A 23,891-nucleotide genomic window follows, 5' to 3' on the forward strand; every position below is an offset into this window, starting at 1 on the left:
TCTTGAGGACGCTATCGCAGGCAAGCCAGCTCCCACATTTGGTTATGCGCTGAAACCACCATCGATGGTCAGGCTCGCACCTGTGATGTAGCCCGCTTCCGGGCCGGCCAGGTACGCCACGAAGCTGGCAATCTCCTCCACCTGCCCATACCGCCCAACCGCCATCAACCCAATCAAACTCGCCGCAAACTCACTGTCCGCCGGGTTCATATCGGTATCCACCGGCCCAGGCTGCACATTGTTGATGGTGATGCCACGCGGTCCCAGATCCCGGGCCAGGCCCTTGGTCAGCCCCACCAGCGCCGCCTTGCTCATCGCATACGGCCCGCCACCGCCAAACGGCATGCGCTCGGCATTGGTGCTGCCGATATTGATCACGCGGCCGCCTTCGCCCATGTGTTTGGCCGCCTCCTGAGTGGCGATAAATACACTGCGCACATTGATCGCCAAGGTCTGGTCGAAGTCTTCCAGCGTGAAGTCTTCCAGTGGCGCGATGGCCAGCACGCCTGCGTTGTTCACCAGAATATCCAGGCGCCCAAAAGCTTCGACGGTGGCGTTGACCGCGTTGCGAATTGCCGTGGCATCGGCGCTGTCGGCCTGAATCGCCAAGGCTTTGCCGCCTGCGCTGATCACGCTGTTTTGTAGTTCTTCGGCCTTGGCGGCGGAGCTGACGTAGGTAAAGGCGACGGTTGCACCCTGCGCTGCCAGACGCTTGACGATGGCAGCGCCAATACCGCGGGAACCGCCCTGGATCAATGCAACTTTGCCGCTGAGGTTGAGTGTGGTCATGTCGATCTCCAAGTAGTTGATGGACCGAGTATCGGCCTCACCCACTCCAGCCGGTAGACCGTGATTGCTATAGTCTGTGTAAACCAAAAGTTTAGAGTGGTCGATATGGAGAGCTTTGGCAGTATCGAATGTTTCGTGCGCAGCGCCGAAGGTGGCAGCTTTGCCGAAGCCGCGCGGCATCTGAGTTTGACCCCGGCGGCAGTCGGTAAAAGCGTCGCCAAGCTGGAAGCGCGCCTGGGTGTTCGGCTGTTTCAGCGCAGCACCCGGCGGCTGGCGCTGACCGAAGCCGGCAAGCTGTTCCTCGAAGAAGTCAGCGCCAGCCTCACCACCATCCAGAACGCGGTGGCCAACCTGGCCAGCGCCGAAGGGCGGCCGGTGGGAACCTTGAAAGTCAGCATGGGCACGGTGGTGGGGTGCTTGTACATCGTGCCGTTGCTGGGCGAGTTTCTAAAACGCTTCCCGGATATCAGCCCCGACTGGCATTTTGATAATCGCCAGGTTGATCTGATTGGCCAAGGCTTCGACGCGGCATTGGGCGGTGGTTTTGAACTGCCTCAGGGCGTGGTCGCGCGTAAGCTCGCGCCGGCGCATCGAGTGCTGGTGGCCTCACCCGATTATCTGGCGACACGTGCGAAGCTGTTGCAGCCCAACGACCTTGAGCACTGCGAAGGCATTCTGATTCGTTCGCCACAAACCGGCCGAGTACGCTCCTGGCAACTGACCGGCCGCCACGGCGGGCACGCGCCGCTGAACCTCAAGGCGCGCATGACCATGAGCGATTCCCAGGCGGCCTGCGTCGCGGCAGGTCAAGGGTTGGGCATCGCGCTGGTGAGCATGCCGTTTGCCGTGCCTTGGCTGGCCAGCGGCAAGCTGGTACGCGTACTGCCCGACTGGTACGTCGACGATGGCAACATCTCCATTTACTACGCTGAACACAAACTGCTGCCCGGCAAGACCCGGGCGTTTGTCGACTTCATCATCGAGCAGTTTGCCGAGCAGAAACGGGGGCAAGCATTCAGCGCGATTTGATCAAGGCGATCTACCGAGTCGCGGCCATCGCGGGCAAGCCCGGCTCACACAGGGGAATGCGATCAACTGTGGGAGCCGGGCTTGCCCGCGATGCGGACGCCTCGGTCTACCGACCTGGCCAACCAATCACTTTCTTCGGCCTCGGCGTCGCATAAGTCCTGATCTTCGACGTCGACAACCCCAGGCGCACCAGGGATTCGGCAATGGTCACCGCCGCCGTGACGCCATCCACCACCGGCACGCCGGTACGCTGGCGAATCTGCTCATCCAGCCCGGCCATGCCGCCGCAGCCCAGGCAGATCACTTCGGCCTTGTCGTCGCGAATGGCCAGCTCCGCCTCGCGCACGATGGCTTGCATGGCGGCCAGCGGGTCTTCTTCCAGCTCCAGCACCGCCATGCCGCTGGCGCGCACCGAGGCGCAGCGTTGATAGAGACCCGCGAGTTTCAAGCGGTCTTCAATCAGCGGCACGGTGCGGTCCAGGGTAGTGACCACCGAATAGGCATGGCCCAGAAACATCGCCGTGCTGGCCGCCGCTTCGGTGATGTCTACCACCGGTACGTTGAGCAATTCCTGCAAACCTTCACGGCCATGTTCGCCGTAGCCGGCCTGGATCACCGCATCGAACGGTTGATCGTAGGCCATCACCCGGTCCATCACGGCGATGGCGGCCAGGTAGCTTTCAAAGTTGCCTTCCACGGACTCGGCGCCAAAGAACGGCGTAAGCCCGACGATTTCGGTGCCGGGTGAGGCCACGGCCCGCGCCTGCTGGGCGATGGTGTCGGTGATGGATGCGGTGGTGTTGACGTTGACCACGAGGATGCGCATGGAATGTCCTTGATTAATGACTGACGTTATCGACTGCAATGCTTTCGCCGCTGACATCGGCGTAGAACCCTTGGCGCTTGGCAATCAGCAAGTACAACAGCCCTGCAATACCGGCGCCAAACAGCCAGGAAAACGGTGCGACGCTGGCAAAACCGGGCAACAGCGCCAGCAGAATCGCGATGACTGCCGCCGGAATAAACGCCGCGACCGCGCGTAAATTGACGCCACGGCTGTAGTAATAAACGCCATTCGGGTCTTCGCTATACAGCTGCAGTACATCCACCTGGCTTTTACGGATCAGCCAATAATCGACCATGATCACCCCATACAACGGCCCCAGCAGCGCACCCAGCCCGGAGAGGAAATACACGATCACCAGCGGGCTGTTGTAGAGGTTCCACGGCAGGATCAGCACCGCCACAGTGGCGCTGATCAGCCCGGCCCGCCGGAAGTTCAGATACTTGGGCGCCAGGTTGCTGAGCACAAAGGCCGGCGCGACAAAGTTGGCCATGATGTTCACCGCCACGGTAACGATCAGGAACGCCAGGCAGCCCAGCACGAGGAAGAAGGTATTGGGGATGGCCGCGATGATTTCGGTCGGGCTTTCGATCACCCGGCCATTGAGCTGGAACTGCCCGCCGCAGAGCAACACGGTGATCGCGGCAAACACCAGGATATTCACCGGCAAGCCCCAGAAGTTGCCGACCAGGATGGTCTTGCGGCAGGGCGAGGAGCGGGCGAAATCGCAAAAATTGAGGATCAGTGTGCCGTAGATGCTCAGCCACAGCGCGCCACCGGCAAAAATGTTGCGCCACATCTCGCCGCCGCTCAAAGGCTCGCGGATCGACCAGGCGATATTGCCGCCGACCTGAAAGTACATCCAGCCGGCCAGCGACGCCACGGTCACCAGAATCACCGGCCCGGCGAAGGCTTCATAGCGGCGCACCATTTCCATGCCGTAGGCCAGGATCGCCAGTTGCACAAACCAGATCGTTATAAAACACGCCCAGCCCAGGGTCGACAGGCCGAGAATCGAGTTGTGGTCATAATCGGCAAATCCTGGATGAATCGCCGACAGCAGCACACGGAAAACCACCGAGGCCAGGTAGGTCTGAATACCAAACCAGGCAATCGCAATCACCGCGCGGATCAACGCCGGGATCTGCGCACCATGGATGCCGAAACTGATACGGCTGATCACCGGAAACGGCACGCCGGTTTTCTGGCCCATAAACCCCGACAAGTTCATGAAGAAATACACCAGCGCCGCGCCGATCCCCAGGGACAACAGGATCTGCCAGCCGCCGAGGCCCAGCGCATACAAGCCGATGGCAAACGAATAGTTGGCGATGTTGTGCACGTCGTTGGTCCACAACGCGAAGATGCTGTAACGCCCCCAGCGTCGGCCTTCGGCTTTGGTGGGCGCCAGGTCCTTGTTGTGCAGGCGTGGGCTGAGCACCAATGGGCCGAGGCTTGCCGCCTCGGGGTTCAGGGAAGAGGAGGGCAGATCCAGTGCGATGTCATTCGAGAGGCTTGTACGCATTCCGGCAGGCTCCGGCGCATCTGCAGGAACAGTGCAGATGGCAAAGTGTATGTATGTTTTGTATTTATTGTATACAAAGTGCTACTCACCTTAAGCCACATGTGTGCCAGTTTCGGGTCTATGAAAATATGGGTTAATTTCGTTTTTATAGGTTAGATAAATAACTAGCTGAATTAAAAGAAATATAAATTGACCGATTGAACAGGTATTTATTTTTTTACGGGGAGGCGCGCTATTGAAGCGTCGAACAGCGTGCGTAAATGGGTGTTACGTTTTGGTGCGGATGCCCCCGGATTGCACACATAAATGGCACTTATGGTTACATTGATGTGTACATTTTTTATAGGCGGTGCAAAACAAAATGTGGGAGCGGGCTTGCTCGCGAAGACGGCGTGTCAGTCGACTTATAAATGACTGATCCACCGCCTTCGCGAGCAAGCCCGCTCCCACACTTTTTTACCGTGTTAGTTCTCAAGCCTTGCTGATGATATTCCCAGCATGCAGCCCACATTCCTTCTGCGTGGCTTCCTCCCACCACCAACGCCCTTCGCGCTCGTGCTGGTTAGGCAATACCGGGCGGGTGCAGGGCTCGCAGCCGATGCTGATAAACCCGCGCTCATGCAGGCTGTTGTAGGGCAGCTCCAGCATGCGGATGTAGCCCCAGACTTCCTCGCTGGTCATCTGCGCCAGCGGGTTGAATTTGTACAGGGTGCGCTCCGGGGTGGAGAACGCCGTATCGATCTCCAGCGCCGCCACCTGGCTGCGAGTGCCGGGGCTCTGGTCGCGGCGTTGGCCGGTGGCCCAGGCGTTCACGCCGGACAGCTTGCGGCGCAGCGGTTCGATCTTGCGTATGCCACAGCATTCACCATGGCCGTCTTTGTAGAAGCTGAACAGGCCTTTCTCTTTGACGAAGGGCTCCAGCTTGCTCTGGTCCGGCGAAATCAGCTCGATGTCGATCTTGTAGAAGTCGCGCACCTGCTCGATAAACCGGTAGGTCTCCGGGTGCAGGCGGCCGGTATCGAGGCTGAACACCTTGACGTTCTTGTTCAGCTTCCATGCCATATCGACCAGCACCACATCCTCGGCACCGCTGAAGGAAATCCACAGGTCATCACCGAACTGGCTGAATGCCAGTTTGAGAATGTCCTGGGCGGATTTGTTGGCATAAGTCGCGGCGAGTTCAGCGACGTCGAAGGCTTGGTTCATCAGGACGGTTCCTACAGGTCAGTGGCGCTGAGCGCTCTATAGGGGAGCGATGGTATCAAAATCCGCTCTGCGTTGCGGCGCCGCGCTTGAATCGCTAGAGTTCGGCAGTCCTTTTGCTCGCTCAACTAATAACATCCAATAGGAGTGTCTTGTGGAAATTGCCTGTCTCGACCTGGAAGGGGTGCTGGTCCCGGAAATCTGGATCGCCTTCGCCGAAAAAACCGGTATTGAATCCCTGCGGGCCACCACTCGTGACATTCCCGACTACGACGTGCTGATGAAGCAGCGTCTGCGCATTCTTGACGAGCATGGGCTCAAACTTGCCGATATTCAGGAAGTGATCGCCACCCTCAAGCCGCTGGATGGCGCTATCGAGTTCGTCAACTGGCTGCGCGAACGCTTCCAGGTGGTGATTCTGTCGGACACCTTCTACGAATTTTCCCAGCCATTGATGCGCCAGCTCGGTTTCCCGACCTTGCTGTGCCACCGCCTGATCACTGATGAAAATGATCGAGTGGTGAGCTATCAACTGCGTCAGAAAGACCCTAAGCGCCAGTCCGTGCTGGCGTTCAAGACCCTTTACTACCGCGTGATCGCCGCTGGCGATTCCTACAATGACACCACGATGCTGGGTGAAGCTGACCGTGGGATTCTGTTTCATGCGCCGGAAAATGTGATTCGCGAGTTCCCGCAGTTCCCGGCGGTGCACACCTTTGAGGACTTGAAGAAAGAATTTATCAAGGCGTCGAATCGGCAGTTGAGCCTGTAATACACCCAGCGCTGTTGATGGCCCCATCGCAGGCAAGCCAGCTCCCACATCACCCGTGGGAGCTGGCTTGCCTGCGATGAGGTCCGTGCGGCCACTGCTTAAACCCCGGCCAGTAACCGCTCATAAGGAATGCTCAAGCCTTCGTGCAGCCGTTTGATCATCGACAGGCTCAGCTTGCGCTTGTGGTTCAGCACCTCTGACACCCGCCCGCTGGTGCCAATGAAGGGCTCCAGATCACGGGCTGTCATGCCAAGCTGTTCCATGCGAAATTTAATCGCTTCCACCGGGTCCGAAGGTGGCATGGGAAAGTGTTCCGCCTCGTACTTCTCGATGAGTACGGCGAGAATTTCCAGCTCGTCACCCTCAGGCGAGCCGATTGGCGCGCCCCAAAGCTGCTCCACACGCGCAAGCGCGGCAGCCAGGTCTTCCTGGGAATGAATAGGTTTGATGTTCATCACACGGTCTCCGCGTTGATCTGGTCATATTGCATATGGGTGCCCACGAAACGCACGAACCCCAGCTGTCGTTGATAGTCGATCGCCATGATCACTCGATACTTGTTGCCGCCCACGTTAAACACCACCCGGCTGCCCTTGAGAATACTCGCCGTTCTAAGCTCTGCCTTGAGTGCCTGTGGCGTTGTGTAAGTGGTCCTCTCCATATGGCGATACAGCTCGACCAGCGGTGTCTTGGCATCGGTATAAGCGGGATGGCTTTCCCAGAATGTCCGTAAGGTCGAGAGAGCGATTATCCGCATCGCTGTATCCTCCCAATTTGGGAGATGTTAGGTGGGGTTGGTGTGAGATGCAATCCCGGAAATAATTTCTGACGAGTAGGCATTCGCTTCATGTGATCCTTCACAGGTGGCGGGTGGACGGTCTGAGCCGGACGCTATCGGCCCGCTCATACTCCGTCCACAGCCATTCTGATTCAGGTTTTTTCTGTTGCTGGGCGCCGCGTGCGAGCGCCAGGAAAGGCGGGGTGCTACAAGTTTTCCAACGTGTGTAACAAGACCCGTACTTTGGTCAGCGACTCTTGATACTCCGCCTCCCATTGCGAATCCGCCACGATCCCGCCACCGCCCCAGCAGTTCACGTGCCCATCCTTGACCAGCAAACTGCGGATGGCGATGGAGCTGTCCATTTCGCCGCGTACATCCAGATACACCAGCGAGCCGCAGTACAACCCGCGCCGGGTCGGCTCCAGCTCATCGATGATCTGCATCGCGCGGATCTTCGGCGCGCCGGTGATGGAGCCGCCAGGGAAGCTGCCGGCGATCAGGTCGAGGGCGTCTTTGTCATCGGCCAGCACCCCGGTCACGCTGCTCACCAAGTGGTGCACATTGGGGTAGCTTTCCAGGCTGAACAACTCCGGCACCTTTACCGAGCCGGTGCGGCACGTGCGGCCGAGGTCGTTGCGCAGCAGGTCGACAATCATCAGGTTTTCGGCGCGATCCTTTGGGCTGGCCAGGAGTTCGGCGGCGTTGGCGGCATCCTCTTCCTGCGTCAAACCCCGCGGGCGGGTGCCTTTGATCGGGCGGGTCTCCACATGGCGTTCGCTGATCTGCACGAAACGTTCCGGCGACAGACTGAGTATCGCGCCGTCATCCGGCAAGCTCTGAAACCCGGAAAACGGTGTAGGGCAGGCCTCACGCAGCGCACAATACGCGACCCAGGGATCGCCGGCACAGGGCGCGCGAAAACGTTGCGCAAAGTTGACCTGGTAGCAGTCGCCCGCCTGGATGTAGGCCTGAATACGCACGATGGCCTGTCGGTAGTCCTCGGGCGTGAGGTCCGACGCCATGGGACCGTTCAGCTTGAAGGTGTCAGATGATTCAGCCGTTGGTTGCCCAAACAGGTCGAGCAACCGAAGCCGTTCGCTGTCGGCCAACGCAGGGTGGAATACCAACTGGCTGGTCTGCGCCTGGTGATCGCTGATCAGCGCCCAGGCATACAGGCCGAAGCGCGCATCCGGCAGGTGCAGGTCATCCACGGCCCAATCAGGCAGTTGCTCCAGGTGCCGGCCAAAGTCATAACTCAAGTAGCCAATCAGGCCGCCAGCGAAGGGCAGCGCGTAACCTGCCGGCAGATCCGCTTCGCCCAATTGCGTCAGGTTTGCCCGCAAGCGTTGCAGGAAATCAGCGCCACTTTCGTCGGGCGCTACCGTCAATGTCGCTTGCGGCCAGGCGCTGAGCAGGTCATAACGCCCGCGTTCGGCAGCTGGGCGGCCACTGTCGAGCAGCACTGCGCCAGGGGCATGGCGAATCGCCGCAAAGTAGTCGGCGGGGTTGGCCCGGTAGGGCAGCGGGTGTACGGAGCAGGTCGACATTGCAGGGTGGATCAGCTGTTGGCGTGGGGGTGGCGATTGTATTCCCCTGAAGGGTTTGGTCCTAGAGGGGATGTCGGTGATAGCTCGATAGAGGTGTTGCTTGTCAGAAGGCTATCGCAGGCAAGCCAGCTCCCACTGGTTGATCGCGTTCTCATGTGGGAGCTGGCTTGCCTGCGATGAGGCGATCAGCCTTCCACCGCAGGAATATGCCCAAACATTTCCTGCACAAACTTCACGCGTTCTTCCGCAGTTTCCGTCACGCCAGCCGCTTTGAGTTCGTCCAGTCGCGCTTCCACCGCGTGGGTACGCAAGGTCAAACCGCAGTCATTGGCGATTTGGATATTCAGCCCCGGCCGCGCATTCAGCTCCAGGATCAACGGGCCTTTTTCCTGGTCCAGCACCATGTCCACGCCGATATAGCCCAGCCCGCACAGCTCGTAACAGCCGGCCGCGAGCTTCATGAACCCGTCCCAGTTGGGCAACTGCACGCCATCCACCGCGTTGGTGGTGTCGGGGTGTTTGGTAATGATGTTGTTCAGCCAGGTGCCGCGCAGGGTCAGGCCGGTGGCGAGGTCCACGCCCACGCCAATCGCGCCCTGGTGCAGGTTGGCCTTGCCGCCGGACTGACGGGTCGGCAGGCGCAGCATGGCCATCACCGGGTAGCCCATCAGCACGATAATGCGGATATCCGGCACGCCTTCGTAGCTGATGCTCTTGAATATCTGGTCGGGCACCACGCGGTATTCGATCAGTGCGCGGTCGCGGTGGCCGCCCAGGGAATATAAACCGGTGAGGATGCTGGAGATCTGGTGCTCGATTTCTTCATGGCTGATGATCTTGCCGGACACCGTGCGGTAGCGCCCTTCAAACCGGTCGGCCACCACCAGGATGCCATCACCGCCCGCGCCCTGGGCCGGTTTGATCACGAAGTCGCTGCGCCCGCCGATGATTTCGTCGAGCTTGTCGATTTCCTTCTCGGTGGAAATGACCCCGTACATCTCGGGCACATGGATGCCCGCGGCAATCGCCCGTTCCTTGGTGATGATCTTGTCATCCACGATCGGGTACAGGCTGCGCTTGTTGTACTTGAGCACGTAGTCGGCGTTACGCCGGTTGATGCCCATGATCCCCCGCGCTTCGAGGGCCTTCCAGGTTTTCCAGAAGCCGAACATTACGAATCAGCCTTGAGGAAGGCCTTGAAACGCACCAGCTCGGTGAGGCGATAGCCGCGATAGCGACCCATGGCCAGCATGAAACCCACCAGGATCAACAGGATGGCCGGGAAGGTGAACACAAAGTAAACCAGCTCCGGCACGCTCATGATGATGTGCGCCAGGGCAGCGGCAAACAGGGTGCCCACGGCCACTTTCAGCGCATGGTTGGCGCCGCGTTCTTCCCAGGTGATCGACAGACGCTCGATGGTCATGGTCAGAATCACCATCGGGAACAGCGCCACCGACAGCCCGCGTTCCAGGCCCAGCTTGTGGCTGAACAGGCTGATGGCCGCAATCAGCACCACCACAAAGGTCAGCACCACCGAGAGCCTCGGCAGCATCTGCAATTTCAGGTGTTCCAGGTACGAACGCAGCGAAAGGCCCAGCGCGGTGATGATGGTAAACAGTGCAATACCGAAGCCCAATTGCGTCTCGCGAAACGCCAGGGCGATCAGTACCGGGGTGAAGGTGCCCAGGGTTTGCAGGCCGATCAGGTTGCGCAGGATCAGAATCACCAGCACGCCGATGGGGATCATCACCATGATCATGAAGGTCTGCTGGGTTTGCAGCGGTAAGCCGTACAACGAGTATTCGAGAAAGTTGGCGTCGGTGTTTTCGTCGGTCAGCTTGGCCAGGCGAATCGCGTTCATCTCGCTGTTGTTCAGGCTGAAGGTCACCATGGCTTTCTTGCCGCCCTCCACCGAAATCAGGTTTTCATCACCGGTCCACCACAGCAGGCGGTCGGCAGGCAGGCCCTGTTCGCCGGTTTCCGGGTTGAAGTACAGCCAGTCATTGCCGTTGAAGCTGCGCAGCCACAGTTCCGGGGTTTGCGGCTGGTCGGCGACGAGCCGGATAGTGTGGACTTTTTCCACCGGCACGTGGGCGATGGACAGCAACAGTTCGACGATCTTGGCTTTGTGCGGCGTGGACGGGTCGCCCGCCAGCAGCAGCTTTACATTGTCGTCGTTGAGGTTGTTGGTGCGCTTGATCGCTTCGGTGATAAAGGTCTCGACGTCGGCCGAATGCTGGCGGATCGGCGCCAGCAGGGCTTCGGCGGCGATTTTTTCGGGGCCTTCGACGGCAATGCTGTCGCGGAAGGTCGGGCCTTTGACCTTGACCTTTTCGCCGCTGTAACGCTTGGTCAGCACCAGGCGGTAATACAACGTCTGGTTGCCCTTGGCGCGGCGCGCCGACCAGGTGACCTTGCGGTTGCCGTCGGCGCGGTTGACGCTCACGCCGTAGTTATTGGAAATAAAACTCTCGTTAAGGCTGACGAAGTCGCGGCTCAGGGGCGGCACGAACATCGAAATTTTCACCGGGTCCTTGGGGTTGGCGACGAATTCGACCTTGGCGTCGATGTTCCACAAGTCGTCGGTGGCGTCTTCGGTGACGGGGATGCCCAGCACGAAAATCTGGTAAGCGGTGACCGAAATACCCAATACCACCAGGATGGTGATGAGGATTTTCAGGTGCAGGGTCAGAGAGCGCATTCGGTTTACTCGGCGGTATGAGCGTCGGCGGCGCAGGCGGGTTTGCCCGCCGCGTATTTAAGACTGGGGTCGACCAGCGCATCAAAGCGTTTCAACGCTTCGGAGCCGATCAGCAGCGGGTATTGGAAGGCGCTGCGGTCAGTCAAGTTCACTTCGATGCTGCGTAAAGCGGTGCCCATGCAGATATCCAGGGCAATCACTGGGCGGGCGGTGTAGTTCTTGTCCTCATCGGGGTCGTAGTCACCGGCGCGGCGCTTGATCTTGCTCACGCGGGCCAGAGGACGTTCGATGGGGTGGGAATGGGCGGTGTCGATGGCGAGATAAAAGCGAACCCAGGATTCGCCGTTGCGCTTGAAGCGCTTGATATCGCGGGCGCTCAATGAGGCGGTCTTGGCGCCGGTGTCGAGTTTGGCGGCCACTTCCAGGTCGATGCCGGCCAATTTGGCGTATTCATTCAGGCCATACACGGTCTTCTCGGCAGCAACGCCAAGGCCAGGTATGCACAGTAGGCAAATAAGAAGGAAGGGCTTGAGTCTCATAGATCCTGACGCGGTGCAGTGCGATGTTTAATTCAAGGCGACTGGCATTGCTGCGCAAACTCCCTCGTGCGCCGTTTCATCAAGTGATGTCAGGCAAAAGCGGCGGGCATTCTAACATGATGCTTTTCTGGCGCCAGCGCTGGCAGGCGGCCATGCCCAGTGAAGGTGGGGCAAGGGTTATTAGACGATTGTCGACAATGTGTATTTATTCTTTGACTAACAGGGCTTGATTGGCTAGTTTTTGCGGCATTGCTTTTAAAGGTGTCGACAATATGCTGGATCAACTGGAAACGCCGGTGGTGGCGCAAGACGATTCCCAGACCATGTCCGAGAACGTTTTCCGGCGCATCCAGGCCGCCATCGTCAAAGGTGAGATCGCTCCCGGCAGCAAAATCTCCGAACCGGAACTGGCGCGCACCTACGGCATCAGCCGTGGCCCTTTGCGTGAGGCTATCCACCGCCTCGAAGGCCAGCGCCTGCTGGTGCGCGTACCTCACGTCGGCGCCAGAGTGGTGTCCTTGAGCCATGCCGAGCTGATCGAGCTGTATGAAATCCGCGAATCCCTGGAAGGCATGGCTTGCCGCCTGGCGGCCGAGCGCATGACCGACGCGGAAATCGAAGAGCTGCGCCAGGTGTTGCACACCCATGAGCGCGACGAAGCGTTCCAGGCGGGCCTGGGCTACTACCAGCAGGAGGGCGACTTCGATTTTCATTACCGGATAATTCAAGGCGCCGGTAACCGCACCCTTACCCAAATGCTCTGCGGCGAGCTGTACCAGTTGGTGCGCATGTACCGCATCCAGTTTTCCGCCACCCCTAATCGTCCACGCCAGGCTTTTGCCGAGCATCACCGCATTCTTGACGCGATTGCCGATCGCGACGGTGAACTGGCCGAGTTGTTGATGCGCCGCCATATCGGCGCTTCCAAACGCAATATTGCCCGTCACTTCCCGGACGGCGCTCCTTCATCACGAGGTGAGTCATGAGTTCCAACAATAAAACCACTCCAGGCCAGCGTTTTCGTGACGCCGTCGCCAGTGAACAGCCCTTGCAGGTGGTCGGTGCGATCAACGCCAACCACGCGCTGTTGGCCAAGCGCGCCGGTTTCAAGGCGATTTATCTGTCAGGCGGCGGCGTTGCCGCCGGTTCCCTGGGCGTGCCGGACTTGGGCATCACCGGCCTGGATGACGTACTCACCGACGTACGCCGCATCACCGACGTGTGCGACCTGCCGCTGCTGGTCGACGTCGACACCGGTTTCGGCTCCTCGGCGTTCAACGTGGCGCGCACCGTCAGGTCGATGATCAAGTTCGGCGCCGCCGCCATCCACATCGAAGATCAGGTCGGCGCCAAGCGTTGCGGGCATCGCCCGAACAAAGAAATCGTGTCCCAACAGGAAATGGTCGACCGCATCAAGGCCGCCGTGGACGCACGCACCGACGACAGCTTCGTGATCATGGCGCGCACCGACGCGCTGGCGGTTGAAGGCTTGGAGTCGGCGCTGGAGCGTGCCGCCGCCTGCATCGAAGCCGGCGCCGACATGGTGTTCCCGGAAGCCATCACTGAGCTTGAGATGTACAAGCTCTTTGCGTCAAAGGTAAAGGCCCCGATCCTGGCTAACATTACCGAGTTCGGTGCAACTCCTCTCTATACAGTCGATCAACTGAAATCTGCCGATGTTTCCATCGTGCTGTACCCGCTCTCGGCTTTCCGCGCCATGAACAAGGCCGCCGAGAACGTCTACACCGCGATCCGTCGCGACGGTACGCAACAGAACGTGATCGACACCATGCAAACCCGCATGGAGCTCTACGATCGCATCGACTACCACACCTTCGAGCAGAAGCTCGACGCGCTGTTCGCCGCGAAAAAGTAACGAACGCGCCTCCCTGAATAACTACAAAATTGGAGAAGAACCATGGCTGAAGCAAAAGTACTGAGTGGCGCCGGCCTGCGTGGCCAAGTGGCCGGGCAGACCGCACTGTCCACCGTCGGCCAGGCCGGTGCCGGCTTGACCTATCGCGGCTACGACGTGCGTGAACTGGCCGCCGATGCGCAATTTGAAGAAGTCGCCTACCTGCTGCTCTACGGCCAATTGCCGAGCAAAACCGAATTGGCCGCCTACAGCGCCAAACTCAGCAAACTGCGCGACCTGCCGCAAGCGCTTAAGGAAGTGCTGGAACGCATCCCCGCCGATGCCCACCCGATGGACGTGATGCGCACCGGTTGCTCGTTCCTGGGCAATATCGAGCCCGAGAAAGACTTCAGCGCCCAGCACGATGTCACCGACCGCCTGCTCGCCGCTTTCCCGGCGATCATGTGCTACTGGTATCGCTTCAGCCACGACGGCAAGAAGATTGACTGCGTGACCGACGAACCGAGCATCGGCGGCCACTTCCTGCACCTGCTGCATGGCAAGAAGCCCAGCGAGTTGCACGAGAAGGTCATGAACGTGTCGCTGATCCTCTACGCCGAGCACGAATTCAACGCCTCAACCTTCACTGCCCGCGTGTGTGCTTCAACCCTGTCCGATCTGTATTCCTGCGTGACCGCCGCCATCGGTTCGTTGCGTGGCCCGCTGCACGGCGGCGCCAACGAAGCGGCGATGGAGATGATCGAGCGTTTCGGCTCGGCCGAAGAAGCCGTCGAAGGCACCCTCGGCATGCTGGCGCGCAAAGACAAGATCATGGGGTTTGGCCACGCGATCTATAAAGACAGCGACCCGCGCAATGAAGTGATCAAGGGCTGGGCGAAAAAGCTCGCCGATGAGGTGGGCGACAAGGTGTTGTTCCCGGTCTCGGAGGCTATCGACAAGACCATGTGGGAGCAGAAGAAGTTGTTCCCCAACGCCGACTTCTACCATGCCTCGGCGTACCACTTCATGGGCATCCCGACCAAGCTGTTCACACCGATCTTCGTGTGCTCGCGCCTGACCGGCTGGGCCGCGCATGTGTTCGAGCAGCGCGCCAATAACCGCATCATCCGTCCAAGCGCCGAGTACATCGGCGTAGAACAGCGCAAGTTCGTGCCAATCGAACGTCGCTGAGTAGGCTGAACCCGGCACATTGGCCAATGTGCTGTTCTGTGGGAGCTGGCTTGCCTGCGATGGCATCACCCTGGTGTACCTGTCACACCGCAGTGATGCCATCGCAGGCAAGCCAGCTCCCACAGAGAGCCAGGCCAGTGTCGACAGTTCGCCTTGTGAACCTACCGTGACCGAGTCCTGACGATGAACACTGAATTTCGCAAACCGCTGCCCGGCAGCCGCCTGGATTTCTTCGACGCCCGTGCGGCTGTCGAGGCAATCACCCCCGGCGCCTACGCCACCTTGCCGTACACCTCGCGTGTGCTCGCCGAAAACCTGGTACGCCGCTGCGACCCGGCCACCCTCAACGCTTCCCTGAGCCAACTGATCGAACGCAAGCGCGACCTCGACTTCCCATGGTTCCCGGCGCGTGTGGTGTGCCATGACATCCTCGGCCAGACCGCGCTGGTCGACCTCGCCGGCCTGCGCGATGCCATTGCCCTGCAAGGCGGTGACCCGGCGCAGGTCAACCCGGTGGTGCCGACCCAACTGATCGTCGACCACTCCCTGGCCGTCGAAGCCGGTGGTTTTGACCCGCAGGCGTTCGAGAAAAACCGCGCCATCGAAGACCGTCGCAACGAAGACCGTTTTCACTTTATCGAGTGGACCAAAAAGGCCTTCAAGAACGTCGACGTGATCCCGCCGGGCAACGGCATCATGCATCAGATCAACCTGGAGAAAATGTCTCCGGTGATCCAGGTACGCGATGGCGTGGCCTTCCCCGACACCTGTGTCGGCACCGACAGCCACACGCCCCATGTGGATGCCCTGGGCGTGATCGCCATCGGCGTCGGCGGCCTTGAAGCCGAGAGCGTAATGCTCGGCCGCGCCTCGTGGATGCGCCTGCCGGAAAGCGTCGGCGTGGAGCTGACGGGCAAGCTGCAACCGGGCATCACCGCCACCGACATGGTGCTGGCGCTGACCGAGTTCCTGCGTAAACAGAAAGTCGTGGGTGCGTGGCTGGAGTTCTTCGGCGAAGGCGCTTCGGCACTCACCCTGGGCGACCGCGCGACCATCTCCAACATGGCCCCGGAATACGGCGCTACCGCCGCGATGTTCTACATCGACCAGCAAACCATTGCCTACCTGAAACTCACCGGCCGTGAAGACGAACAGGTCACGTTGGTCGAGCAATACGCCCGCCATACCGGCTTGTGGGCAGACGACCTCAAGGGCGCGCAATACGAGCGTGGCCTGACCTTCGACCTGTCCAGCGTCGTGCGTAACATGGCCGGCCCGAGTAACCCGCATGCGCGCGTGGCGACCAGTGATCTGGCGTCCAAAGGCATCTCCGGCCAGTGGGACGAAGTGCCGGGGCAAATGCCCGACGGCGCGGTGATCATCGCCGCCATTACCAGTTGCACCAACACCAGCAACCCGCGCAACGTGATTGCCGCAGGCTTGCTGGCACGTAATGCCAACCAGCTTGGGCTGACGCGCAAACCCTGGGTCAAATCCTCGCTGGCGCCGGGCTCGAAAACCGTGGCCATGTACCTGGAAGAAGCCGGCCTGGGCCATGAGCTGGACAAGCTCGGCTTCGGCGTGGTGGCGTTTGCTTGCACGACGTGCAACGGCATGTCCGGAGCGCTTGACCCGGTGATCCAGCAAGAAATCATCGACCGCGACCTGTACGCCACGGCCGTTTTGTCGGGTAACCGTAACTTCGACGGGCGTATTCACCCGTATGCCAAGCAAGCCTTCCTGGCGTCGCCGCCGCTGGTAGTGGCCTATGCTATTGCCGGTACCATCCGTTTCGACATCGAAAAGGACGTGCTGGGCCTGGATGCCGACGGCAAGGAAATCCGCCTGAAAGACATCTGGCCGAGCGACGAAGAAATCGACGCCGTGGTCAAGGCCTCGGTCAAGCCGGAGCAGTTCCGCGCCGTCTATATCCCGATGTTCGCGATCCACGAAGACACCGGCCCCAAAGTCGCGCCGCTGTACGACTGGCGCCCGCAAAGTACCTATATCCGTCGCCCACCGTACTGGGAAGGTGCGTTGGCGGGTGCGCGGCCGCTCAAGGGCATGCGCCCGCTGGCGGTGCTGCCGGACAACATCACCACCGACCACTTGTCGCCGTCCAACGCGATCATGCCGGGCAGCGCCGCCGGCGAATACCTGGCGAAAATGGGCCTGCCGGAAGTCGACTTCAACTCCTATGCGACTCACCGCGGCGACCACTTGACCGCCCAGCGCGCGACCTTCGCCAACCCGAAACTGTTCAACGAAATGGTGCTGGAAAACGGCAAGGTCAAGCAGGGTTCCCTGGCGCGTGTCGAGCCCGAAGGCCAGGTCACGCGGATGTGGGAAGCCATCGAAACCTACATGGAACGCAAGCAACCGCTGATCATCATCGCCGGCGCCGACTACGGCCAAGGCTCGTCCCGCGACTGGGCGGCCAAAGGCGTGCGCCTGGCCGGTGTGGAGGCGATTGCCGCCGAAGGGTTCGAGCGCATCCACCGCACCAACCTGGTGGGCATGGGTGTGTTGCCGCTGGAGTTTTTGCCGGGCACCGACCGCCACACACTGAAGATCGACGGCAGCGAAACCTATGACGTGGTTGGCCAACGCACTCCGCGTGCGCAACTGACGCTGGTGATCAACCGCAAGAATGGCGAACGTGTCGAAGTGCCGGTGACGTGCCGCCTGGACACCGCCGAAGAAGTGTCGATCTACGAGGCGGGCGGCGTATTGCAACGTTTTGCCCAGGACTTCCTGGAATCGGCGGCGACCGCTTGAGGGGATAACCATGGCACATGCAGCGCAAATCAAGATCCCCGCCACCTACATGCGTGGTGGTACCAGCAAGGGCGTGTTTTTCAGCCTCAAGGACCTGCCCGAATCGGCGCAGGTGCCGGGTGCTGCTCGCGATGCCTTGCTGTTAAGGGTCATCGGCAGCCCTGACCCCTACGACAAGCAGATCGACGGCATGGGCGGTGCGACCTCCAGTACCAGCAAAACCGTGATCCTGGCCAAAAGTACCCGCGCCGATCACGACGTGGACTACCTGTTTGGTCAGGTCTCGATCGACAAGCCGTTTGTCGACTGGAGCGGCAACTGCGGCAACCTGTCGGCGGCGGTGGGTTCGTTTGCCATTAGCGCCGGCCTGGTTGACCCGGCCCGCGTGCCGCATAACGGTGTGGCGGTGGTGCGGGTGTGGCAGGCCAATATCGGCAAGACCATCATCGCTCACGTACCGATCACCGACGGCGCGGTGCAGGAAACCGGCGACTTTGAGCTCGACGGCGTGACCTTCCCGGCCGCCGAAGTGCAACTGGAGTTCATGGACCCGGCAGCGGAAGAAGAGGGTGGCGGTGGCTCGATGTTTCCCACCGGCAACTTGATCGACGACCTGGAAGTGCCGGGAGTCGGCACCTTCAAGGCGACGCTGATCAACGCCGGCATCCCGACGATTTTCATCAACGCCGAAGACCTCGGCTACACCGGCACCGAGCTGCAAGGCGCGGTCAACAGCGACCCGAAAGCACTGGCGATGTTCGAGACCGTGCGGGCCTATGGCGCGTTGCGCATGGGCCTGATCAAACACCTGGACGAAGCCGCCCAGCGCCAGCACACGCCGAAGGTCGCGTTTGTGGCCAAACCTTTGGATTACGTGGCGTCCAGTGGCAAGGCAATCAAGGCCGGTGATGTGGATTTGCTGGTGCGCGCACTGTCCATGGGCAAGCTGCACCACGCGATGATGGGCACGGCGGCGGTGGCGATTGGCACGGCGGCGGCGATTTCCGGCACCCTGGTCAACCTCGCGGCCGGTGGTGTGGAGCGCAACGCGGTGCGGTTCGGGCACCCGTCCGGCACCTTGCGCGTGGGCGCCGAGGCCACCCAGGTTAGCGGCGAATGGGTGGTGAAAAAAGCCATCATGAGCCGCAGCGCACGGGTGCTGATGGAAGGTTTCGTGCGCGTGCCCGGCGACGCGTTCTAACCCTTGCAGGAGCTGGCTTGTGTGGGAGCTGGCTTGCCTGCGATGGCATCACCTCTGTGTTTCAGATGAACCGAGGTGATGCCATCGCGGGCAAGCCCGGCTCCCACAGGTGATTCTCTATTTCAAGGCAGACACCCAAGATCTGCTTTCCAATAACCGTGAGCCCGAGGACTAACCCCAACCCACTTTGGAGTACTGCCATGAGCGCCAACGTCGACCAGAACAACCGCCCCGACTACGACCAGGTCCTGCAGGACATTGCCGACTATGTCCTCAACTACCATATCGATTCCCGGGACGCCCTGGACACCGCCCGCAACTGCCTGATGGATACCCTCGGCTGCGGCCTGCTGGCCCTGCGTTTTCCCGAGTGCACCAAGCACCTGGGGCCGATTGTCGAAGGCACCGTCGTGCCGTTCGGCGCGCGCGTGCCGGGCACCTCATTGCGCCTGGACCCGGTCAAGGCTGCCTGGGACATTGGCTGCATCGTGCGCTGGCTCGACTACAACGACACCTGGCTCGCCGCCGAATGGGGCCACCCTTCGGATAACCTCGGCGGCATCCTCGCCGTGGCTGATCACGTGTCGCAAAAACGTGTGGCCAACGGTGACGCGCCACTGACCGTGCGTGTGGTGCTGGAAGCGATGATCATGGCCCACGAAATCCAGGGCGTGATTGCCCTCGAAAATTCCTTCAACCGCGTCGGCCTCGACCATGTGTTGCTGGTGAAAGTCGCCTCCACGGCGGTCACCGCCAAGCTGATGGGCGCCAACCGTGAACAGCTGCTGTCGGCGTTGTCCCACGCCTTTGTCGATGGGCAGGCGCTGCGCACCTATCGCCACGCACCCAATGCCGGTTCGCGCAAATCCTGGGCGGCCGGGGATGCATCGAGCCGTGGCGTGCGCCTGGCCGATATCGCAATGCGCGGCGAGATGGGCATTCCCGGTGTGCTGAGCGCGCCGCAATGGGGTTTTTATGACGTGCTGTTCAGCCACACCAACAAAGACCTCGCACTCAAGCCTGAGGACAAGCGTGGGTTCAGCCTGCGCCAGCCTTATGGCACCTATGTGATGGAAAACGTGTTGTTCAAGATCAGCTTTCCGGCCGAGTTCCATGCGCAAACGGCCTGTGAGGCGGCGGTGACCTTGCACCCGCTGGTCAAGGAGCGTCTGCATGAAATCGAACGCATCGTGATCACCACGCATGAGTCGGCGATTCGCATCATTTCCAAAGTCGGGAAACTGGCCAATGCCGCCGACCGCGACCACTGCCTGCAATACATGACTGCCGTGCCGTTGGCCTTCGGCAATCTGGTGGCCGAGCAGTACGAAGATGAGTTCCACGCGGCGCACCCGATCATCGATGAGCTGCGTGACAAGATGGAGATCGTTGAGGACTTGCGCTACAGCCGCGAATACCTGGAGGCCGACAAGCGCTCCATCGCCAATGCCGTGCAGGTGTTTTTCAAGGACGGCACCCACACCGAGCAGGTCGCGGTGGAATACCCGATTGGGCATCGTCGCCGTCGGGTGGATGGCATTCCGTTGTTGGAGGACAAGTTCAAGGCCAACCTGGCCACGCGGTTTACCGCGCAGCGCAGTGGCGAGATTTTTGCGTTGTGCAAGGATCAGGCGCGGCTTGAGGCCACGCCGGTGAATCGGTTTGTGGACCTGTTCGTAATCTGACAAACACCCCGTATCCAATGTGGGAGCGGGGCTTTTGTGGGAGCTGGCTTGCCTGCGATAGCATCACCTCGGTGTAGCTGAAGGACCGAGTTGTCTGCATCGCAGGCAAGCCAGCTCCCACATTGTTTCGGTGTTGCTCAATAGAAAATGGTCGACTTCACGCCGTTACATACTGCCTTCCACATCATCCAGGCTAAACGTCTCGGTATGGTCGTCATACGAAAAAATCTCCGCATAACGCCCCCACGCAATCACGCTTTCGAGGGTTTTTTCCACGAACGCTTCGGTCATCGAGTCTTCCAACTCCTGCTCGAAGCGCACCCGTGGCGCGCGGTGCCCGCTGCGCTCAAGCAACACCTGATGTATCCGCGCGGCCAGGGGCACGTGTTTGATCAAATGCTCGGCGAACAGGGTTTTGCGTTCCTGGGTGCCGTAGTCGGCGAACAGCTTGCCGGCGTCGGTGAGGGTGATGTCGGCGCCCTTGAGTTCAGCGAAACCCAAATGCTCGAGCATCTCGGCCACCGGAAACAGGTCATCGACCTCCAGCAAGCGCCGTTCGGCCACGGTGGGCAAACCGGCGTGGCCGTTGTAAGGCTCGGCGGCCAGGGTTTCGATCAGGCCGGCCATCAGGTTGGTGGACACCTCCGGCAGCAGGCTGCCCATTTTCAGCTCGGGTATGCCACGGCTGGCATCGGCGCTGCGTCGGTCGGTCATCAGGGCGTAGATGTCATCGACCATTTGCCGGAACGTCGGGTCCAGGCGGTTGCGCGGGTGTGCGAACGGCACTTTGATCTCGGCGACCACGCGGCCGGGGTTGGATGACAGCACCAGGATGCGGTCGCACATCAGCACCGCTTCTTCGATGTTGTGGGTCACGATCAGAATCGACTTGATCGGCAACTGCTTGCCGCTCCACAAGTCCAGCAGGTCGGTACGCAGGGTTTCGGCGGTGAGCACGTCAAGGGCCGAGAAGGGCTCGTCCATCAGCAACAGCGTCGGGTTGACCACCAGGCCACGGGCAAACCCCACGCGCTGGCGCATGCCGCCGGACAGCTCGCGCGGGTAGGCGTTTTCAAAGCCGTCGAGGCCGATCAAGTCGATGGCGGCCAAGGCGCGCCGGCGGGTTTCCTTGCGCTCGACTTGCAAGGCTTGCAGGCCGGCTTCGACGTTTTCCAGCACGGTGAGCCAAGGGAACAGCGCAAAGGTCTGAAACACCATGGCCACGCCTTCGGCCGGGCCGTTGAGCGGCGCGCCGTTGTAGCGAACTTCGCCGGATGACGGCTGGATCAGCCCGGCGATAATGCGCAGCAGGGTGGATTTGCCCGAGCCGGAGCGGCCAAGCATGCCGACGATCTCGCCTTCGTGCAGGCTCAAGTCGACGCCGCTGAGTACTTGCAGCTCGTCTTTACCTTTGCCGAATACCCGGTTCACGTTTTTCAGCGAGTAGATTTGCGGGGTATCGGCAGTGTTTTCGGTGTAGGTAGTCATCACAGCGAATCCCATCAATTCAGACGAAGTTTGTTTTCAGCGATGGCGTACATCGGTCGCCAGACCGCGCGGTTGAACGCCACCACGAAAATCGACATCACCACCACGCCCAGGGCAATTTTCGGAAAGTCGCCGGCGGCGGTGGTTTGCGCGATGTAGGCGCCCAGCCCATGGGCGACCACGTTGTCCTGGCCCCAGGACACGTACTCGGACACGATGCTGGCGTTCCAGGCACCGCCCGAGGCAGTAATGGCGCCGGTGACGTAATAGGGGAAGATCCCCGGCAGCATCACCTTGCGCCACCACAGCCAGCCGCGAATGCGGAAGTTGGCGGCGGCTTCCTTGAAGTCATTGGGGAAGGCACTGGCGCCGGCAATCACGTTGAACAGGATGTACCACTGGGTGCCCAGCACGATCAGCGGGCTCAGCCAGATATCCGGGTTGAGGTTGTAGTGCAGGATCACGATCACAAACACCGGGAACAACAGGTTCGCCGGGAAGGCCGCGAGAAACTGCGCCAACGGCTGGATTTTTTCCGCCAACGCAGGGCGCAAGCCGATCATCACGCCCAACGGCACCCAGATCAGTGAGGCGATCAGGATCAGCCCGGCCACCCGCAGCAAGGTGATCAGGCCCAGTACAAAGACATGGCCGACTTCGGCGAAGGTCACTTCGGTGCCGACGTATTGCACGATGTGGTACAGCGCATACGCGGCCAGCAGCGCAATCAGCGTGCCCCACACCCAGTCGATCACTTTTGACGCCGCCGGTGTTTCAGCCGGCAACGCCTTGAACGCACCACCCGCCAGGCTGAAACGCTTATTGCCGATCCGGCTGAAGGCACGGGTGATGGGGCGCAGGATGCGCTGCACGATGCGCGTGCGCTGGATCAGGTTCAACAGCCAGGATTGTGGCGCCGCGCCCTGGGATGCGGTGGTTTCCATGCGGAACTTGTCAGCCCAGGCCACCAGCGGGCGGAACAGCAACTGGTCGTACAGCAGGATCACCACAATCATCGCCAAAATCACGTAACCCACGGCGTGCAGGTCTTTCTGGGCGATCGCCAAGGCCAGGTACGAACCGACGCCCGGCAGGGTGATGGTCTTGTCGCCGACGGTGATGGCTTCGGAAGCCACCACGAAGAACCAGCCGCCGGACATGCTCATCATCATGTTCCACACCAGCCCCGGCATGGCGAATGGCACATCGAGCTTCCAGAATTTCTGCCAGCCGGAAAGCCGCAGGTTGGTCGACACCTCCACCAAGTCGTGGGGCAGCATGCGCAGCGACTGATAGAAGCTGAACGTCATGTTCCAGGCCTGGCTGGTGAAGATCGCAAAAATCGCCGCAAGCTCGGCGCCGAGTACGCGCCCGGGGAACAGCAGCAGGAAGAACGTCACCGTGAATGAGATGTAGCCGAGTACCGGCACCGATTGCAGGATATCGAGCACCGGCACCAGCAGCTTTTCAGCGCGCCGGCTTTTGGCCGCCAGGGTGCCGTACAGCAAGGTGAACACCAGCGCCGCGACCATGGCCGCGAGCATGCGCATCGTGGTGCGCATTGCGTATTCCGGCAAGTTGGCCGGGTCCAGGGAAATGACTTCACTCTGCAACGTGGCGATGGGCGCCCAGGTTTCCCGGGCCGTGAGGGAGAAAAACAGCAGAAAGCCGATCACCAGCGGCAGCGCGACCAGATCCCAGCGGTTGGGCAGCAAGCGCAGAGTGGATGCCGGCAGGTAATCGCGGAACACTTTGTTCATAGGCATTCAGTCCTGCAGCGTTCAGGTTCAGGGGCGTAATGGGGGTGAGCTTAGCTGCTGCACGAATGCCCCACCGAGAAGGGCGGGCGCTGTGTTCGTGAGTCAGGGGCAACGAGAGGTTGCAGGCGGGATTGTACGTTTCTGAATGTTACAAGCGCATAAATTTGCTGTCAGTTTCCTGTACGAACTGCGGCTTGGGC

The 23,891-nt window shown here is 60.6% G+C and carries 20 protein-coding genes; 8 read left to right on the forward strand and 12 right to left on the reverse strand.

Annotated features, from left to right (window positions below; genetic code table 11):
* Positions 1-42: 42 nt before the first annotated feature.
* Positions 43-789 (reverse strand): 3-oxoacyl-ACP reductase family protein, encoded by a 747-nt coding sequence (locus AOA59_RS07570; protein ID WP_099486675.1) that lies wholly within the window; start codon positions 787-789, stop codon positions 43-45.
* 105 nt (positions 790-894) lie between these two features.
* Here AOA59_RS07570 and AOA59_RS07575 point away from each other — a divergent pair, with 105 nt between their 5' ends.
* Positions 895-1,818 carry a LysR family transcriptional regulator gene (locus AOA59_RS07575; RefSeq protein ID WP_099486677.1) on the forward strand — a complete coding sequence of 308 codons (924 nt, stop codon included), beginning with the start codon at positions 895-897 and terminating at the stop codon, positions 1,816-1,818.
* A 106-nt stretch (positions 1,819-1,924) separates the two neighbouring features.
* Here the strand turns inward: AOA59_RS07575 and AOA59_RS07580 are convergent, their stop codons facing one another.
* The 3 genes from AOA59_RS07580 to AOA59_RS07590 form a co-directional block, all read right to left on the reverse strand.
* The gene (locus AOA59_RS07580; protein WP_099486679.1) at positions 1,925-2,644 is read right to left on the reverse strand and encodes an aspartate/glutamate racemase family protein; all 720 of its coding nucleotides are present in this window, start codon (positions 2,642-2,644) and stop codon (positions 1,925-1,927) included.
* Between the two features lie 13 nt (positions 2,645-2,657).
* Positions 2,658-4,187 carry an NCS1 family nucleobase:cation symporter-1 gene (locus AOA59_RS07585; protein ID WP_065929903.1) on the reverse strand — a complete coding sequence of 510 codons (1,530 nt, stop codon included), beginning with the start codon at positions 4,185-4,187 and terminating at the stop codon, positions 2,658-2,660.
* A gap of 471 nt (positions 4,188-4,658) precedes the next feature.
* A complete protein-coding gene (locus AOA59_RS07590) occupies positions 4,659-5,393 on the reverse strand; it encodes a phosphoadenylyl-sulfate reductase (protein ID WP_065929902.1) in 735 nt (244 codons plus the stop codon).
* 151 nt (positions 5,394-5,544) lie between these two features.
* Here AOA59_RS07590 and thrH point away from each other — a divergent pair, with 151 nt between their 5' ends.
* Positions 5,545-6,162, forward strand: coding sequence for a bifunctional phosphoserine phosphatase/homoserine phosphotransferase ThrH (thrH, locus tag AOA59_RS07595; protein ID WP_065929901.1), 618 nt, complete (start codon positions 5,545-5,547; stop codon positions 6,160-6,162).
* 98 nt (positions 6,163-6,260) lie between these two features.
* Here thrH and AOA59_RS07600 read toward each other — a convergent pair whose 3' ends face one another.
* From AOA59_RS07600 to AOA59_RS07625, 6 genes are all read right to left on the reverse strand, one after another.
* Positions 6,261-6,617 (reverse strand): type II toxin-antitoxin system HigA family antitoxin, encoded by a 357-nt coding sequence (locus tag AOA59_RS07600; RefSeq protein ID WP_065929900.1) that lies wholly within the window; start codon positions 6,615-6,617, stop codon positions 6,261-6,263.
* Complete coding sequence (locus tag AOA59_RS07605) at positions 6,617-6,919, reverse strand: type II toxin-antitoxin system HigB family toxin (protein WP_056861583.1); 303 nt, start codon at positions 6,917-6,919, stop codon at positions 6,617-6,619. The genes AOA59_RS07600 and AOA59_RS07605 overlap by 1 nt, the downstream gene beginning before the upstream one ends.
* Before the next feature lie 227 nt (positions 6,920-7,146).
* Positions 7,147-8,490 carry an aminodeoxychorismate synthase component I gene (gene pabB / locus AOA59_RS07610; protein WP_099486681.1) on the reverse strand — a complete coding sequence of 448 codons (1,344 nt, stop codon included), beginning with the start codon at positions 8,488-8,490 and terminating at the stop codon, positions 7,147-7,149.
* Positions 8,491-8,675: 185 nt separating this feature from the next.
* Positions 8,676-9,662, reverse strand: a complete 987-nt coding sequence (locus tag AOA59_RS07615; protein ID WP_065929897.1) for an alpha-L-glutamate ligase-like protein — start codon at positions 9,660-9,662, stop codon at positions 8,676-8,678.
* Entirely contained in the window at positions 9,662-11,194 is a 1,533-nt protein-coding gene (locus AOA59_RS07620; protein ID WP_058422047.1) for an inactive transglutaminase family protein, read from the reverse strand. The genes AOA59_RS07615 and AOA59_RS07620 overlap by 1 nt, the downstream gene beginning before the upstream one ends.
* Positions 11,195-11,199: 5 nt before the next feature.
* Complete coding sequence (locus AOA59_RS07625; protein WP_058422048.1) at positions 11,200-11,733, reverse strand: ATP-dependent zinc protease; 534 nt, start codon at positions 11,731-11,733, stop codon at positions 11,200-11,202.
* A gap of 272 nt (positions 11,734-12,005) precedes the next feature.
* On the opposite strand from AOA59_RS07625, the gene AOA59_RS07630 reads away from it, so the two are divergent.
* The 6 genes from AOA59_RS07630 (at position 12,006) to prpD (ending at position 20,443) form a co-directional block, all read left to right on the forward strand.
* On the forward strand, positions 12,006-12,719 hold the full coding sequence (locus AOA59_RS07630; RefSeq protein WP_056861578.1) for a GntR family transcriptional regulator: 714 nt from the start codon (positions 12,006-12,008) through the stop codon (positions 12,717-12,719).
* Positions 12,716-13,609, forward strand: a complete 894-nt coding sequence (gene prpB, locus AOA59_RS07635) for a methylisocitrate lyase (protein ID WP_099486683.1) — start codon at positions 12,716-12,718, stop codon at positions 13,607-13,609. Before AOA59_RS07630 ends, prpB begins: the two co-directional genes overlap by 4 nt.
* Positions 13,610-13,651: 42 nt before the next feature.
* Positions 13,652-14,779 carry a 2-methylcitrate synthase gene (gene prpC / locus AOA59_RS07640; protein ID WP_065929894.1) on the forward strand — a complete coding sequence of 376 codons (1,128 nt, stop codon included), beginning with the start codon at positions 13,652-13,654 and terminating at the stop codon, positions 14,777-14,779.
* Positions 14,780-14,962: 183 nt separating this feature from the next.
* On the forward strand, positions 14,963-17,557 hold the full coding sequence (acnD, locus tag AOA59_RS07645) for a Fe/S-dependent 2-methylisocitrate dehydratase AcnD (protein WP_099486685.1): 2,595 nt from the start codon (positions 14,963-14,965) through the stop codon (positions 17,555-17,557).
* A 10-nt stretch (positions 17,558-17,567) separates the two neighbouring features.
* Entirely contained in the window at positions 17,568-18,758 is a 1,191-nt protein-coding gene (gene prpF / locus AOA59_RS07650; protein ID WP_069787998.1) for a 2-methylaconitate cis-trans isomerase PrpF, read from the forward strand.
* Between the two features lie 200 nt (positions 18,759-18,958).
* Positions 18,959-20,443, forward strand: a complete 1,485-nt coding sequence (gene prpD / locus AOA59_RS07655) for a 2-methylcitrate dehydratase (RefSeq protein ID WP_099486687.1) — start codon at positions 18,959-18,961, stop codon at positions 20,441-20,443.
* A gap of 165 nt (positions 20,444-20,608) precedes the next feature.
* Here prpD and AOA59_RS07665 read toward each other — a convergent pair whose 3' ends face one another.
* Together AOA59_RS07665 and AOA59_RS07670 are read right to left on the reverse strand one after the other, a co-directional pair.
* Complete coding sequence (locus AOA59_RS07665) at positions 20,609-21,931, reverse strand: AAA-associated domain-containing protein (protein ID WP_065929890.1); 1,323 nt, start codon at positions 21,929-21,931, stop codon at positions 20,609-20,611.
* A gap of 14 nt (positions 21,932-21,945) precedes the next feature.
* A complete protein-coding gene (locus tag AOA59_RS07670) occupies positions 21,946-23,691 on the reverse strand; it encodes an ABC transporter permease subunit (RefSeq protein ID WP_056861573.1) in 1,746 nt (581 codons plus the stop codon).
* Positions 23,692-23,891 lie beyond the last annotated feature (200 nt).

This window comes from Pseudomonas sp. 2822-15 (assembly GCF_002742515.1).
In the GTDB taxonomy this organism is placed as follows: Bacteria; Pseudomonadota; Gammaproteobacteria; order Pseudomonadales; family Pseudomonadaceae; genus Aquipseudomonas; species Aquipseudomonas salomonii.

Bases quoted from the DNA above. Each gene is read 5' to 3' on its own strand.
- AOA59_RS07570 (WP_099486675.1), bottom strand. From the start codon at position 789: ATGACCACACTCAACCTCAGCGGCAAAGTTGCATTGATCCAGGGCGGT.
- AOA59_RS07575 (WP_099486677.1), top strand. From the start codon at position 895: ATGGAGAGCTTTGGCAGTATCGAATGTTTCGTGCGCAGCGCCGAAGGT.
- AOA59_RS07580 (WP_099486679.1), bottom strand. From the start codon at position 2,644: ATGCGCATCCTCGTGGTCAACGTCAACACCACCGCATCCATCACCGAC.
- AOA59_RS07585 (WP_065929903.1), bottom strand. From the start codon at position 4,187: ATGCGTACAAGCCTCTCGAATGACATCGCACTGGATCTGCCCTCCTCT.
- AOA59_RS07590 (WP_065929902.1), bottom strand. From the start codon at position 5,393: ATGAACCAAGCCTTCGACGTCGCTGAACTCGCCGCGACTTATGCCAAC.
- AOA59_RS07600 (WP_065929900.1), bottom strand. From the start codon at position 6,617: ATGAACATCAAACCTATTCATTCCCAGGAAGACCTGGCTGCCGCGCTT.
- AOA59_RS07605 (WP_056861583.1), bottom strand. From the start codon at position 6,919: ATGCGGATAATCGCTCTCTCGACCTTACGGACATTCTGGGAAAGCCAT.
- pabB (WP_099486681.1), bottom strand. From the start codon at position 8,490: ATGTCGACCTGCTCCGTACACCCGCTGCCCTACCGGGCCAACCCCGCC.
- AOA59_RS07615 (WP_065929897.1), bottom strand. From the start codon at position 9,662: ATGTTCGGCTTCTGGAAAACCTGGAAGGCCCTCGAAGCGCGGGGGATC.
- AOA59_RS07620 (WP_058422047.1), bottom strand. From the start codon at position 11,194: ATGCGCTCTCTGACCCTGCACCTGAAAATCCTCATCACCATCCTGGTG.
- AOA59_RS07625 (WP_058422048.1), bottom strand. From the start codon at position 11,733: ATGAGACTCAAGCCCTTCCTTCTTATTTGCCTACTGTGCATACCTGGC.
- AOA59_RS07630 (WP_056861578.1), top strand. From the start codon at position 12,006: ATGCTGGATCAACTGGAAACGCCGGTGGTGGCGCAAGACGATTCCCAG.
- prpB (WP_099486683.1), top strand. From the start codon at position 12,716: ATGAGTTCCAACAATAAAACCACTCCAGGCCAGCGTTTTCGTGACGCC.
- prpC (WP_065929894.1), top strand. From the start codon at position 13,652: ATGGCTGAAGCAAAAGTACTGAGTGGCGCCGGCCTGCGTGGCCAAGTG.
- acnD (WP_099486685.1), top strand. From the start codon at position 14,963: ATGAACACTGAATTTCGCAAACCGCTGCCCGGCAGCCGCCTGGATTTC.
- prpF (WP_069787998.1), top strand. From the start codon at position 17,568: ATGGCACATGCAGCGCAAATCAAGATCCCCGCCACCTACATGCGTGGT.
- prpD (WP_099486687.1), top strand. From the start codon at position 18,959: ATGAGCGCCAACGTCGACCAGAACAACCGCCCCGACTACGACCAGGTC.
- AOA59_RS07665 (WP_065929890.1), bottom strand. From the start codon at position 21,931: ATGACTACCTACACCGAAAACACTGCCGATACCCCGCAAATCTACTCG.
- AOA59_RS07670 (WP_056861573.1), bottom strand. From the start codon at position 23,691: ATGAACAAAGTGTTCCGCGATTACCTGCCGGCATCCACTCTGCGCTTG.